This is a genomic window from Corynebacterium sp. HMSC074C03 (assembly GCF_001838285.1).
Lineage (GTDB): Bacteria > Actinomycetota > Actinomycetes > Mycobacteriales > Mycobacteriaceae > Corynebacterium > Corynebacterium amycolatum.
Genome location: NZ_KV836196.1, coordinates 40,918 through 55,169, shown reverse-complemented (window position 1 = coordinate 55,169; position 14,252 = coordinate 40,918). Strand labels below are relative to the sequence as shown.

At 58.6% G+C, this 14,252-nt stretch carries 11 protein-coding genes; 5 read left to right on the top strand and 6 right to left on the bottom strand.

The window, feature by feature from the left end:
- The gene (gene treZ / locus HMPREF2847_RS01975) at window positions 1–1,917 is read right to left on the bottom strand and encodes a malto-oligosyltrehalose trehalohydrolase (protein ID WP_070851349.1); all 1,917 of its coding nucleotides are present in this window, start codon (window positions 1,915–1,917) and stop codon (window positions 1–3) included.
- Window positions 1,918–2,045: 128 nt separating this feature from the next.
- Between treZ and HMPREF2847_RS01970 the strand changes: the two genes are divergently transcribed.
- Entirely contained in the window at window positions 2,046–2,747 is a 702-nt protein-coding gene (locus HMPREF2847_RS01970; protein WP_187401131.1) for a YigZ family protein, read from the top strand.
- A 6-nt stretch (window positions 2,748–2,753) separates the two neighbouring features.
- Here HMPREF2847_RS01970 and HMPREF2847_RS01965 read toward each other — a convergent pair whose 3' ends face one another.
- Window positions 2,754–3,500, bottom strand: coding sequence for a helix-turn-helix domain-containing protein (locus tag HMPREF2847_RS01965; RefSeq protein ID WP_048734728.1), 747 nt, complete (start codon window positions 3,498–3,500; stop codon window positions 2,754–2,756).
- Window positions 3,501–3,652: 152 nt separating this feature from the next.
- Here HMPREF2847_RS01965 and HMPREF2847_RS01960 point away from each other — a divergent pair, with 152 nt between their 5' ends.
- Window positions 3,653–3,898, top strand: a complete 246-nt coding sequence (locus HMPREF2847_RS01960) for a hypothetical protein (protein ID WP_005510313.1) — start codon at window positions 3,653–3,655, stop codon at window positions 3,896–3,898.
- Window positions 3,899–4,291: an RNA-binding S4 domain-containing protein gene (locus tag HMPREF2847_RS11200; protein ID WP_016422972.1), complete on the top strand. Its 393-nt coding sequence runs from the start codon at window positions 3,899–3,901 to the stop codon at window positions 4,289–4,291.
- Here HMPREF2847_RS11200 and HMPREF2847_RS01955 read toward each other — a convergent pair.
- The 3 genes from HMPREF2847_RS01955 to HMPREF2847_RS01945 form a co-directional block, all read right to left on the bottom strand.
- Window positions 4,239–5,405 carry a GTP pyrophosphokinase gene (locus tag HMPREF2847_RS01955; RefSeq protein ID WP_070600824.1) on the bottom strand — a complete coding sequence of 389 codons (1,167 nt, stop codon included), beginning with the start codon at window positions 5,403–5,405 and terminating at the stop codon, window positions 4,239–4,241. The genes HMPREF2847_RS11200 and HMPREF2847_RS01955 overlap by 53 nt on opposite strands.
- A complete protein-coding gene (gene treY / locus HMPREF2847_RS01950; RefSeq protein ID WP_070851348.1) occupies window positions 5,395–7,857 on the bottom strand; it encodes a malto-oligosyltrehalose synthase in 2,463 nt (820 codons plus the stop codon). The genes HMPREF2847_RS01955 and treY overlap by 11 nt, the downstream gene beginning before the upstream one ends.
- Before the next feature lie 113 nt (window positions 7,858–7,970).
- Window positions 7,971–9,614 (bottom strand): exonuclease domain-containing protein, encoded by a 1,644-nt coding sequence (locus tag HMPREF2847_RS01945; protein WP_070851347.1) that lies wholly within the window; start codon window positions 9,612–9,614, stop codon window positions 7,971–7,973.
- 323 nt (window positions 9,615–9,937) lie between these two features.
- Between HMPREF2847_RS01945 and HMPREF2847_RS01940 the strand changes: the two genes are divergently transcribed.
- Window positions 9,938–10,180 (top strand): HigA family addiction module antitoxin, encoded by a 243-nt coding sequence (locus tag HMPREF2847_RS01940; RefSeq protein WP_005510305.1) that lies wholly within the window; start codon window positions 9,938–9,940, stop codon window positions 10,178–10,180.
- Between the two features lie 148 nt (window positions 10,181–10,328).
- On the opposite strand, the gene glgX is transcribed toward HMPREF2847_RS01940, so the two are convergent.
- A complete protein-coding gene (gene glgX, locus HMPREF2847_RS01935; RefSeq protein ID WP_070841043.1) occupies window positions 10,329–12,470 on the bottom strand; it encodes a glycogen debranching protein GlgX in 2,142 nt (713 codons plus the stop codon).
- Between the two features lie 274 nt (window positions 12,471–12,744).
- Here glgX and HMPREF2847_RS01930 point away from each other — a divergent pair, with 274 nt between their 5' ends.
- Window positions 12,745–14,241, top strand: coding sequence for a methylmalonyl-CoA carboxytransferase subunit 5S (locus tag HMPREF2847_RS01930; RefSeq protein WP_070841042.1), 1,497 nt, complete (start codon window positions 12,745–12,747; stop codon window positions 14,239–14,241).
- The last annotated feature ends 11 nt before the right edge of the window (window positions 14,242–14,252 follow it).

Genomic DNA, 14,252 nt, shown 5'->3' with positions numbered 1-14,252 from the left:
CTAGCTGAGCGAGACGACAGCGTAGCCCCACGCTGGAAGCGAGATTTCGGGACCAGCAGCTTCGTCATTGACGATGCTGGCTGCTGCGTCTTCAAAAGTGTGCAGCAGGTGGGCGGAACCGAACTCGGAATCCAAGTTGACGCTGGTTTCGGCGTCTGAGAAGTTCGCGACCAAAGCGACAGTTTCAAAGGCATCTGAGCCTCGGGCACCCATTTCGCGCTCATCCTGACTGCGCACAACAACAAGGCACCGATTGTCCTCGTCATACTCGGTCACTACAGATGCTGACCACGGAGTGCGAAGCGACGGGTGAGACTTCCGCAGCGCGAAGAGATCGCGGTAGGCCGACAGAATAGTGGCGTGCGCGCCCTCCGAGACCTCCTGCCAATTGAGCTTCGAGCGATTAAAGGTCTCTGGATCCGACGGATCGAATACCTCTTTCGGATCCCACCCGGCACGGGCAAATTCACGTAGGCGTCCCTCGCGCGTGAGCCGTTGCAGCTCCGGATCTTCATGGGAGCAGAAGAAAGCAAATGGGGTAGAGGCACCCCATTCCTCACCTTGGAAGAGCATCGGGGTGAAAGGACTGCATGCGATAACTGCTGCCTTTAAAACCTGCTGCGCCGGGGTGAGGTTCATGGACGGACGGTCACCGACAGCGCGGTTACCCGTTTGATCATGCGTGGTTGTGTACGTCACAAAAGCATGCATGGGCTGGACAGACAGGTCAAAGGGACGGCCGTGAGTACGACCGCGGAATGTCGACATTGTGCCCGTGTGCCAGAAGCCGGTTTCCAAAGCGCTAGCCAGCGCTTCCACCGAACCAAAGTCCGAGTAGTAGGCGTGGTCTTCATCAGAGATCAATGTGTGCAGCGCATGGTGGACGTCATCATCCCACTGAGCGTTGAGGCCAAAGCCACCGGCAGCCCGCGGGCGGACCAAGCGCGGATCATTTTGATCGGACTCTGCAATCAAGGAACGCGGAATACCAGTCTCGGCTGCGACAGTGTCTGCGACAACCTGCATCTGCTCCAGAATGTGGAATGCCCCCTCATCATGCAGAGCATGGACTGCATCCAGGCGCAGACCGTCGACGTGGTAATCCACCAACCATTGGCGCACTGCATCCAAAATGTAGGCACGCACCTCATCAGAGTTGTCGCCGGTGAGATTGACAACCTCACCCCAACCCGTCGAACCACCAGCGGTGTAGGGCCCGAAAAATCCCACATAGTTGCCGTCTGGACCGAAGTGGTTATAGACCACATCCAAAATGACGGCCAACCCCTTGCGATGGCACGTATCAATCAGCTTCTGTAGGCCTCGTGGGCCACCGTAGCCCTCGTGCACACTGTGCCAGGACACACCGTCATAGCCCCAATTACGGTCACCGCCGAAAGGCTGCACTGGCATCAGCTCAATGTGTGTCACCCCCAGCTCAATCAGGTGGTCTAGATGTTCCACCAAACCTTCGAAATTGCCAGAATCGCTGAAGGTACCCACATGCAACTCATAAATCAGACCTCCTGGCAGAATCCGGCCCGACCAGGCCGAGTCCTTCCACTTATAGGCACTCAAGTCAACGACCTCGGAGAAACCATGCGGACCATCCGGCTGGGACTGGGAACGCGGATCTGGCAGCGGTATTGTCCAGTCACCGACAGCGGGGGAGGAGCCGTCCCCCGATTCGCCGTTAGGCGCGCCGTATCCCGCATGTGCCCGCAGCGAAAAGGCGTAGCGATCCCCCGGTGTGCGAGCCACATCAGCTTCGAACCAACCAGAGTTGGCGCTGTAGCCATGGGTGGCATCAGCGATTGGATGCATATCAAAAATCGCAGGCGCGTCAGGATTACCCAACAACAGACGGACTTCGGAAGCGTACGGGGCCCAGACTCGGTAGTTGCTCATGAGCACCATGGTAGGTCAGTCAGCGGATTGACACAGTGAAACTTTTTCGACCACTGCGGATTTGAGGTGAGCCCAAGGTGAGGTCGAGATAGTAGCGACCGACGGTGATTGGGTGTGCACGAAGCCCATACGCAACAATGGACACTATGACCACCGAGCCATCCACTTCGACCGAAGCGACGCAGAATCAGCGTGACATCGAGCTGATTGTCCCCGCCGACGGTGACATCGTCACGAATGAAATCGAGATTAAGAAATCGCGCTTCATTACGTGGATTGCGCGTGCCGACGACGAAGATAGCGCCCGAGAGGTCATTAATTTGGCCAAGGCGGAGTACCCGGATGCTCGCCACCACTGCAGCGCATACATTCATGAGGTCGTCGGAGGAAATCGGGTGGAGCGATCCTCAGATGACGGTGAACCTGGTGGCACGGCAGGGCGCCCGATGCTCGATGTGCTCCAAGGCTCTGGAATGACGAATGTCACCGCCGTAGTAATCCGCTATTTTGGCGGCATCAAATTGGGCACGGGCGGGCTTGTAAGGGCTTATTCGGATTCGGTCTCAGAGTGTCTAGAAAAAGTCACGCGCATGCGTCGAGTGCAAAGAGCCTTAAGAGTAGTGAGTGTCTCCGCTGCAGATGCCGGTCGCATCGAGGCAGAATTGCGTGCTCGCGGCTACGAGATTGTGGAAACGCGGTGGGGGCAGCACGTGGAGTTTTCCATCGCAGTGACTGCCGATGGGATTGCCCAGCTTGACGGCGAAATGCAGGCGCTGACTAAGGGAGCTAGCGAGCCGTCTACGGACGGTGGCGAAATCTGGTGGGACCTGCGCGCCTAACAGCCACTAACCCTGGTTCGGGGACTCCTCGCCGTTGTGTGCGCCGCGATGACGCTTGAGAATTTCCACCAGTTCGTCCTTGTTTTCCGCAATCTTTTCCGGCCGACCGAAGACACAGACCGCTGCCACAGTAGCGCCGTCTTCCTCCACTGCGATAGAGACACCATCGACGCCACCGCCTTCGGCAATACCCGGGGCAGCACAGACGCCGGTCTCTGCGATTTCCCCAGCCTGGCGGAGGAAATCATCCACATAAACCTGGTCTTCCGGTCGCGCAGAGTTCAGGTAGGACCACAGTTCGCGCTTTTCAAACCGACTCATCAAAACCCAACCTGCAGAGGTGCGCAGCAGCGAGCGTGGCAGGAAGTTCTCCGTCAGGTACTGGTAGCGCATGGATTCACCGACGGTTTTGAGGTAGAAAAGCTTGCCACCAACCGGCAGTGCCAGCACGGTAATCAAGCCAGTTTCGTTGTGAATCGCCTCAAGCTCGGCCGTCGGAACGTGGACCATGCGACGACCGGCCATGACATTGAGCAGAAACGGCGCCATGCCGAGCGTGTAACGCTTGTTGGACTCGTCAAGGTAACCTGTCACAGTCAGACCGTTGACAAGGCCCTGCGTGGTACTGAGCGGATAGTTCAACGTGTGGGCGATGTCTGTGAGGGTTAGACCTTCGTTAGAGCGCGCAACGAGTTCGAGGATCGCCGCAACGCGGTCGACCATACGGTGGCGGGGGCGGACAGTTTCTGTCATAGCGCTAACTCTAGCAACCTAGCTACGCCATTGTATTAATTACCTACTCAAATAGGAATATTTAGCAGGCTTGCTATATCTGTCGGGATTTTTCCCGAATTGTACGCCCTATCGACCTATGCGATGCGTCAGGGCGACCAGAACGCTCTAATATGTACTCCATGAGCTATCTTCAGCCCCAACCTCAGAACCCCATTGAGCTCCGCAAGAACGCGGTGCGAAAGTACTCCCGCAATGCCGTTGTATGGGCAGGCAGCGGTGTCGTCGGCGGTGCAGTGCTCGGACTTCTAGCCGGAAGCATGTCGCTATTCCTCATCCTGGCAGTAGTCGGCCTGGTCGGTGGTTTTCTCAATTGGCAAAAGGTTCAGCGGATCGTCAACTACAAGGATCCGCAGTAAATGCCTGCTCAGCAGCAATTGTCTACCGAACCAGTGCGTATCGATGCCTGGATCTGGGCGGTCAGGTTGCTGAAAACTCGCTCATTGGCCGCAGATGCGTGCCGTGGCGGCCACGTCAAAGTCAACGGCGAGGCCGTGAAGCCCTCAGTTCTAGTCGTCCCAGGGGACAGAGTGCGATTGTGGGCAAACCACCGCGAACACATTGTTGAGGTCACCAAGACTGTGAAGAAGCGGGTCGGAGCTCCGGTGGCCAGGCAGTGCTATATCGACCACTCTCCGCCACCGCCTCCGAGGGAGATTCTCGCATCGATGCCGATGCGCGACCGCGGTGCCGGGCGGCCTACGAAGCGCGATCGCCGTCAGCTCGATCGTCTTCGGGGACGTCGCTCATAGGCATCCCGGCCTCAGCTAGTTGCTGCAATCGTGCGCGCAAACGAGCTGGTCGGCGCTTCGGGTTATGGCTGGTATCCGCAGTGGCCTTGATGTGCTTGTCGCCGCGAGCCGCTAGTAGCAGGTCATCGATAACACGCACATGACCTGGGTTAAAGCGGTACTTCATGGCCTTGCTTACCGCGCTGAGACGCTGCGGATTAAGTAGCTCTCGCAGCTGCCCGACAGTGCGAATGCCATTGCGCTCCAGCAGTTCTTCTGCCCAGCCGTAATGCTCTGATTTCGAGCGGGGTGCATCGGGAAGCAACATCGTCAGCACTCCGGGTAGGGTTTCCTCAGTCACCACAATGTCATCGGCTGTGGTCTTTGCCGGAACTGAGGGCTGTTCGCCCTCTCCTTGCGCGGAATCGTCTGGCGTAGATTCCTCCAGCACGGCAACGACTTGGTCGAACTGCTGATCCGCGAGCTCAATAAGGCCAGCGGCCAGCGCAAAAGCTCTATCAATCCGCGGGTCTGTCGCTCCCTCAGGGGCCTTGTAACGAATATCGTGCTCAAACTCCGCCCACGCATGCTGCAGCACAGTGCGCAGTTGCACCTCAAACTGCATATCCGCATATGGAGCTAGCTCTGACGGCGCCGCCGTCGACACCTTGCAGATCAAGTGCTGGGAGCCGTATCCCAACCGGCCGCTGATTCGTGTCTCCGCGGTCTTGTCGATCGTGCGCAGCACAGTCAGCGAATCTCCCAGCGCATCCATAATCGCGGGAATCTCCGTCGAATGGTACGTGGTTACACGCACGCCGATGATGTCGTGGATATCGTGCCACGGGTCAGGGTAGACGTAGCTGCCGTCCGCTTCACGACGCAGGGCCTTCTGCCGCAATGAGCGGAAAGACTTCACCCGCGCCGTGACATTGTCAAAGGCCAAACCGGCATCGGAGAGAATCTCTTTAATCGCATCGACAAAGTCCTGTGCGGCAGTGGGGTGCCGAGTTGCCCACGAGTCGTACTTCGACTGCAGCGCACGTGTAACCTCTCGATCCTCCGCCAACTGAGCCTTGCGGGTCTGCTCGCGGGAATCGTCGGCAAGCGAATCCTTCATCCGATTAGTCGTCATCGTCCTCGCGTACCAGCAGTGCCACTGGGAAGGAGCTGAACAGAGAAGCCACGGCGATGGTGCCCGACCAGGTATGGCCGGTGAAACGGTCGGTCCAGAATCCCTTGGGAAGTGTCACTGTAGTGTCGCCCCAACCGCCTTCGCGCTGCAGCCCCAGCGGACGGCGCGTCACCAGCGCGATAACATCTTCCGGCTCGCCCTTCGGTCCACGTGCTGCACCGACCAGGTGACGCTCGCCCACACCAACGGCGAATACTGGCTGGTAGGCACCGCCGACGAAGGACTCCGGGCGCTCCGCACGCAGCTTCACGCCGTGGTGAGTCACCATCAGCTTTGCGACGTCCGCATCGGCATCCGTAAAGTCCTCCGGCAGCTCAGCTGGGTGCTCTGGACTCTTAGTCACCGACGTGACCTCATCGCGGGCAACCTTATCCAGCGCCGCGACGCGCGCATCGTAGTCGACGAAGCGGCGGTTGTCGGGATCAACCAGGGAGTCCTCGGTGAACTCCGTCCCCTGGTAGGTATCGGGGATGCCGGGGCCGACAAGCTGGAGGAGCTTGCGCGACAGAGACGTGGTCAGGGCAGCTGGCGCAATGGAGCGGACGAACTCTGTGATGGAGTCGGTCAGGGGGCCGTCGAGAAGCGCGTCAATCCAGCTGCGGATGCCGAGTTCGAACTCCTCGACCGGCTCCGTCCAGGAGGTGTGCACATCTGCCTCGCGGATAGCCTTGATGGCGTAGTCGTGGAGGCGTTCGCGCAGTTCATCGGTAATTACGCCGTCGGTCGGCCAGACTCCGATGATGTTCTGCAGCAGGAAGTAGCCGGTGGCATCGTCCGGGGCGGGGGTGATGGCCATCCAGTTGCGAACATTTTCAGCCCAGTCGCCGGAGACATCGGAGAGCTGGAGAATGCGGGCTCGGACATCTTCGCCGCGCTTGGTGTCGTGCGTGGACAGCGTGGTCATGGTTCGTGGCCAGAGGCGAGCACGTTCCGACTGCAACAGGTGGAATTCCGCTGCCGACATGCCGTAGCGACCGAGATCACCGCCGACTTCGTTTAGGCTGATCAGGCGACAGGCGCGGTAGAAGGTGGTGTCCTCGACACCCTTTGCCATGACCGCACCACAGACCTGCGCGAACCGCGTGGCGGCCTCACCACCGGCTACCAAACCTGCCGAAATGAGGTCGAGAGCAAAGACGCGCGAGGGGAAACGCGCTGCCATTTCACCAATGACCGTGGAAGCCACTCGCGACAGGGAGACATAGTCCGAACGGTAGACAGGCATGGCCGCGACCAGCTTGCAGATGGTGTCGATAAGCACTTCATCGCTGACGCTGGTGCCGCTGATAGACCAGTTGTCCCGGCGTAGAGCCCGCGCTAGACGACGAACCTCCGCAGCCAGCTCGTGAGCCGCGACATCGTGTTTGAGAGCTTGTGCGGTTGCCTGCACGGCAGTCTTGTCCCAGGTTGAGCCGGACTGCTGCAGAGCCAACATGCTCATGGCGTCTCGGGAGTCGCGGTTGACGAAGACATTGTCGAACTCACGCAGGGCGTCGTAACCCGTGGTGCCGTCAACCTGGAGCCTCGGATCCAGTGGCTCTTCGGCACCCAGAATCTTCTCGATAACCAGCCACTTGTCATCGCCGAGTAGACGGCGCAGCTCACTGAGGTAGCCGAACGGGTCGCTGAGACCATCCGGGTGGTCAATGCGGACACCGTCAATGATGTCCGCAGCTAGCAGCTCGCGGATGATGCGGTGTGTGTGCTCGAATACCACCGGGTTTTCCTGGCGGATGCCAGCCAGACCGTTGACGCTGAAGAATCGACGGTAGCCAATGACCCCGTCCTTCCAGTACATCAGGCGATAGGCCTGGCGATCATGTACTTCCTGCGGGGTGCCGTCCTCGGTGCCAGGGCGCACCGGGAATTCATTGTCGTAGTAGCGCAGAAGTGGCTCGTCGCCAGAGGTGTCGAGCTCCAGCTTGTCGATATCTTCCGGGGAGCCCAGAATCGGCAACCCCATCTTGCCGTTGGCACCGTTGTCCTCGTGCCAGTCGATGTCGAAGTAGGGCTCGAACTGAGAATCCTTGCCATAGGTCAGAACGTCCCACCACCAGGCATTGAGCTTGGGCTCCTCCACACCGAGGTGGTTCGGTACCAGGTCGATAATGATGCCCAGACCGGCCTTGTGCGCCACCTGCGCGAGCTTCTGCAGCTCTTCCATGCCGCCGAGCTCCGGGTTCACAGTCGTCGGATCGATGACATCGTAGCCATGGTTCGACTCCGGCACGGAAGTGAGGATAGGCGACAGATACAGGTGTGAAATTCCGAGGTCTGCCAAGTAGCCGACCTGTTCAGCCGCGTCAGCGAACGTGAAAGCGCGCCCGTTTGGATCGGCCTTGGGGCCACGGAGTTGGAGACGGTAGGTGGACGTAATTGGTCGGCGACTCATGTTCCCCTTTATACCGCCCACCAGGAAAAGCTGCTGCCTGACCGCTGTGGCAGCAGCTAGACCCAGAGCCTGCGCCCGCCGTCCGAATGCGAATCTCTTTCCGTGAACGTGGCCTAGAAGGGCGGCATTCCGTCATCGCCGGGCAGGGAAGTGGAACCAAACAACGGAACCGACTCACTGGAGTTGTTTCCGTCGCTGGCGCTAGGTGTCCCTTCCGCAGTGTCTCCTGTTTCGGACGCGCCATCCTCTTCCGGATTCAGCCCGAGTGCAGTAAAGAGCTCCTTCTCGCTCCAAATCTGGATTTCCTGGCCTTCGGCCTGCAGCTGTCGAGCCCTCTTCTCCTTCGACGTCACCGAATCCCACGGACCGGCGACCAATATGGTTGTTTTCTTCGTAACACCCTTATTGATATTCGCACCTGCAAAGGCAATCTTGTCCCACAGAAAACCCTTGTCATACGGTGCAAAATCGCCCGTCAGTGTCACACGCTGCTGGTACAGAAGGCCGCTTGGATCCGCGTCCGGATTCGGGTCTGGAATGGTGTCCGGTGTCTTGGCTGCATCCCATTTCGCATTGCGACGCGGCCGACGTGACGGCGCGGAACTGCGGGACTGCGCACCAGCACTAGCACCAGTGCCCGCGTTGGTTCCGGCTCCAGTGCTGGCGACGCCAGACGGGTCATAGCGCACCATCCGCACTCGTCCACTGCCAATCTGGCCCAAGCTCAGCGAGACCTTCTTGCTCAAATCAGCCACCGATGTCGCGTGCTGCTGCTCCATCAACCACAGCGCTACCTCAGCACATGCGACCGCATCCGCCGTCGCATCATGATGATTCTCCAGCGACGCTCCAGCGGCCTCCGCCAACGTCGGCAGCTTCAAGTTGGGCAGCCCCAACTGCATCTGCCGAGCCCACATATAAGTACACGCAAAATTCAACTTTGGTGCCGCGACGCCCTCAGCCCGGCACGCCCGCGACAGGGCTGTGAAATCAAACCGCGCATTGTGAGCAACTACGTCCAAATCCCCGACGATGTCAACAAACTTCGCCAGCTGCTCCGGAAATGACGGCTCACCGGCCACATCTGCTGCCGTGATGCCATGAATCGCGACATTGGCTTCATCAAAATACTCCAACCCCTTTGGCGGACGGCACATCCAGGAATAACGCTCCGTCACCTTCCCGCCACGCACGACCGCAACGCCAAGCTGAATAATCGAGCCGGTGTCTTCGTTCGCTGTCTCTACATCGAACGCCGCAAACGGTGCGATGTCCGACACCGCAACCTCATCCCCCGAAGGAAGCGGCGCAAAAGGCACAGAGTGCTTTACGACGTCGCCCGCGCCCTCAACCACACTCACGCCTTCGGTGACCGCCGCGCGCTGTGCCACCCACGGCATCAACGTGGAAGTAAAAGCATCTGCTGAGCTGTAGAACTCCGGATTCTTGGCCATCTCCGCCATGAGGTCTGCCAGCAACTGCGCCGCTGCCTGGCGATGAGACATCACACGGGCCTTGGGCAAAGTTACTCCGAGGTCTACCGTGCCGGGGAAGAAGCGGTTGGCCGGAGTGTAGGCACCGTTTTTACTTGCTGATGCGACCTCGGCAACGTCGGCAAGCGGAAGGGGCTTCGCGGGGGCGGTGCTAGCCGTGTTGATGGTGTGGGTAAGGCGGAGCCCATCTGCGGTAATAGTCACCGTGTCGCCGGTGAGCTCGAAGACGACGGCGGGCTCGGAGGATGGCGTGGTCGTAGTCATGCACTAGATGGTAGCGCCGATGGCGGATTGAGCCCTATAGAGGCTGCGGTACCTGCGGTTCTAGCCGAGTACATGTGGCTTCCGACAATGTGGAAATGTCCACAGAAATAGGAATATTTATGGAGTGTTCGGATAGTGGGGGTGTCTGTACCCCTGAAAACCACATGTTTTGGGAGGTTAAATGTCCGGATGCATTTTGAGCGGGCGCTCCTTATACTTTTCGACGAACGGCGGTAACTGGTCGTTCGAGCTTTCGAGCTCAAGCGAAGGGCAAAGCGGAAACAACGTATGCCAGTGAAGCGATGAAATAAGGAGTAAACATTTTGAGCACGCATCCTGTGCACCCTGGTTCTATCTTGAACGATAATTTCCTCGAGCCGCGACACCTCTCTATCTACCGACTGGCTCTTGCCATCGGCGTGCCAAGCTCAACTCTGGAGCGCTTTCGCACCGGCCGCACTGCGGTCACCACTGACCTCGCAAATCGACTGTCCGACTACTTTGACACCGAGCCGGAGTACTGGTTGAACTCTCAGGCGGAGTTTAATATGCGCGCATCTGCGTAAGAAGACTTCACGCCAGCTCGGCTCCCGCGGTGCTGTGTTGACCCAAACCCTGTTTTGAGTTGAACTCAGAGCCGAAAATCCCCTGTCAGTGGAAGAAAAGTCTTCCGCCGACAGGGGATTTTTTGTGTAGGACCCAACGCGGACGCGGCTAGTGTCGCTCGATCAGCACGATGGTCGAACGGGCCGGCACGCGGAGCTCGCCTTCCGGCTCAACGATGCGCTCGCGAGTCGGTCGACCCGTAATCTCTGTGGTGTCGATGATGACTTCCCAGCTGTGTGCGTATTCGGTGCCCGGAATTTGGAACATGATGTCCTCGTGGTGGGCGTTGAAGCACAGGAGGAAGGAGTCATCTTCAATCCGGTGACCTCGGCGATCAGGTTCAGTGATGGCATCGCCGTTGAGCCAGACCATCAACGACTTGCCGAAGTCGAAGTTCCAGTCATCGGTAGTCATGACACGACCCTCATAGGTCAGCCAGGCAATGTCACGATCATCGGTTTCCGCACCGAGCGGGCCACCGCGCAGGAAGCGGCGGCGCCGGAAGACTGGGTGTTCCGCACGCAGTTCAGTCAGGAACTGGGTGTATTCGACCAGTTCAGAGTTAGTACGAGTCTGATTCCAGTCCACCCATGACAAACGGTTGTCCTGACAGTAGACGTTGTTATTGCCCTTCTGGCCACGTCCCATTTCGTCGCCATGGCTAATCATTGGAGTGCCCTGGGACAGTAGGAGAGTGGTCAGGAAGTTACGATGCTGACGGGAGCGCAGAGAAAGAACGCGCTCGTCGTCGGTCGGGCCTTCCACACCGCAGTTCCACGAACGGTTGTGGGACTCGCCGTCGCGGTTGTCCTCGCCGTTGGCCATATTCTGCTTCTCGTTGTAGCTGACCAAGTCGTTGAGAGTGAAACCGTCGTGCGCGGTCACGAAGTTAATCGACGCAGTTGGGCGGCGGTCATTGTTTGCATACAGGTCCGAGGAACCGGTGATACGCGAAGCGAACTCGCCGAGCGTGGATGGCTCACCGCGCCAGAAGTCACGGATAGTGTCGCGGTATTTACCGTTCCATTCAGTCCACTGCGGTGGGAAGTTACCGACCTGGTAGCCGCCTTCGCCGACATCCCACGGCTCTGCGATGAGCTTGACCTGGCTGACAATCGGATCCTGCTGCACCAAGTCAAAGAAGGCGGAGAGGCGATCCACATCGTGGAATTCTCGAGCCAGGGTGGAGGCCAAATCGAAGCGGAAGCCGTCGACATGCATCTCGGAGACCCAGTAGCGCAGCGAATCCATAATCAGCTGCAGGGAGTGCGGGTGGCGCACGTTCAGGGAGTTACCGGTGCCGGTGTAGTCCATGTAGTGCTGTCGGTCACCCTCGACCAAACGGTAGTAGGCCTCGTTGTCGATGCCTCGGAAGCAGATGGTTGGGCCCATGTGGTTGCCCTCAGCGGTGTGGTTGTAGACCACGTCGAGGATAACCTCAATCCCCGCATCGTGAAATGCGCGCACCATGCCCTTGAACTCGCTGACTGCGCCGCCTGGCTTTTGGGAAGCCGAGTAGTCCTGGTGTGGCGCCAGGAAGCCGAAGGTGTTGTAGCCCCAGTAGTTGCGCAGCCCCTTTTCGCGCAGGTGGTCGTCCTGGAGGAACTGGTGGACAGGCATCAGTTCGATAGCCGTGGCACCAAGGTCCTTGAGGTAGTCAATAATCGCCGGATGAGCGAGACCGGCATAGGTACCGCGTAGCTCCTCCGGAATATCCGGGTGAGTCATGGTCATGCCCTTGACGTGGGCCTCGTAAATCACGGTCTCGTTGTACGGCGTGCGAGGTGCGCGGTCAGCGCCCCAGTCGAAGAATGGGTTGATGACCACGGAGGTCATGGTGTGTCCCAGGCTGTCCTCGGTGTTGCGCTTCGAGTGGTCATGAATGTCATAGTTGAACAGTGATGGGTGACCGTCGAATTCGCCGTCGAAAGCCTTGGCGTATGGGTCGACCAGCAGCTTGTTGGGGTCACAACGCTTACCGTTTGCCGGATCGAATGGGCCGTGTACACGGTAGGCGTAGCGCTGGCCCGGCATGATGGACGGGATGTAGCAGTGCCAGATATGCGCATCGACTTCTTCCAGCGCAATGCGTGTTTCTTCGCCTTCGGCGCTAATCAGACAAAGCTCCACCTTTTCCGCAACATCGGAAAAGAGCGCAAAGTTGGTGCCAGCGCCGTCGTAGGTAGATCCGAGCGGGTAAGGCTCACCCGGCCATACTTGATAATCGCCGACTGTATTTGCTTGGTTCATGTGACTACCTTAACCGCTTTGTAAAAAACATGAGCCATTTTCAGTCCCGTGTGGGCGCGCAAACCGTCCTATTCGCCGAGCGCACTTCGCAAAAACGACCCCCAGACAAAAAGTCGAGTTGAACGGTTAAGCGTGTAAAGTTCGCGCGAAAATAAGTATTTAACCCTGCAAGTGGGCAATTTGACACTCCAAACGCACCTTGGTGGGCGCCGAATCCCCAATATTCGCGGTCACCAACGCGCGAAGATTCCCAAAGGCCTTTACTTTTGGAATTATGAGTCCACGAACCATTGGTGTAACGGAAGTAGCGTTCCGAGACGCTCATCAGAGCCTCATGGCAACGCGAATGGCTATGGAAGACATGGTCGATGTCTGTGAAGAAATGGACAAGGCCGGTTTTTGGAGTGTGGAGTGCTGGGGTGGCGCAACCTTCGACGCTTGCATTCGCTTCCTCAACGAAGACCCCTGGGAGCGACTGCGGACATTCCGCAAACTGATGCCGAACAGCCGCCTGCAGATGCTGCTGCGCGGTCAGAATCTCCTCGGCTACCGCCACTACGAGGACATGGTGGTTGACAAGTTCGTCGAAAAGTCCGCTGAAAACGGCATGGACGTATTCCGTGTTTTCGACGCCCTCAACGATCCACGCAATCTCGAGCACGCCATGCGCGCGGTCAAGAACGTCGACAAGCACGCGCAGGGCACGATCTGCTACACGACGTCTCCGCTTCACGACGTCGACGGGTACGTTAAGCTCGCTGGTCGTCTACTGGATATGGGGGCGGACTCCATTGCGTTGAAGGACATGGCAGCGCTGCTGAAACCCCAGCCGGCTTACGACATCATCCGTGGCATCAAGGAAACTTACGGCGAGGACACCCAGATTAACGTCCACTGTCACTCGACCACCGGTGTCACCATGGTGACTTTGATGAAGGCCATCGAAGCTGGTGCGGATGTCGTGGACACAGCAATTTCGTCGATGTCGCTGGGGCCGGGACACAACCCGACCGAGTCGCTGGTGGAGATGTTGGAGGGAACCGACTACACCACCGACCTGAACATGGATAATCTGATCACCATTCGTGACCACTTCCGCAAGGTGCGTCCGAAGTACGCAGAGTTCGAGTCGAAAACCCTGGTCAATACCGACATTTTCATGTCGCAGATTCCTGGCGGCATGTTGTCGAACATGGAAAACCAGCTCAAGGCCCAGGGCGCGGGCGACCGCGTCGAAGAGGTCATGCGTGAAGTACCGATTGTCCGAAAGGACGCCGGTTACCCGCCGCTGGTGACTCCGAGCTCGCAGATCGTCGGCACGCAAGCTGTGTTTAACGTACTGATGGGACGCTACAAGGTTATGACGGCTGAGTTCGCCGACCTCATGCTCGGCTATTACGGGCAGTGCCCGGGTGAGCGCAACCCAGAGCTGATTAAGCAGGCAGCGGAGCAGACCAAGAAGGAAGAAATCACGGTTCGTCCGGCTGATCTCCTCGAGCCAGAGTGGGACGACCTGGTCGAGCAGGCCAAGGAGCTCGACGGTTACAACGGCACCGCGGAAGACGTCCTGACCAACGCACTGTTCCCATCTGTCGCACCGGGATTCTTCACCACGCGCGGCGAAGGGCCGAAGAACGTCGGTAAGACTGTCGAACAGCTCAAGCGCGAGGCAGAGCAGGCCTCTGGTGCAGCCAATGCCATTCGCGAGCCAATTCGCTACAAGGTCACCGTCGGCGGTCGCTCGCAGACCGTCCAGGTGGAACCCGCCTAGGAACATCGGGA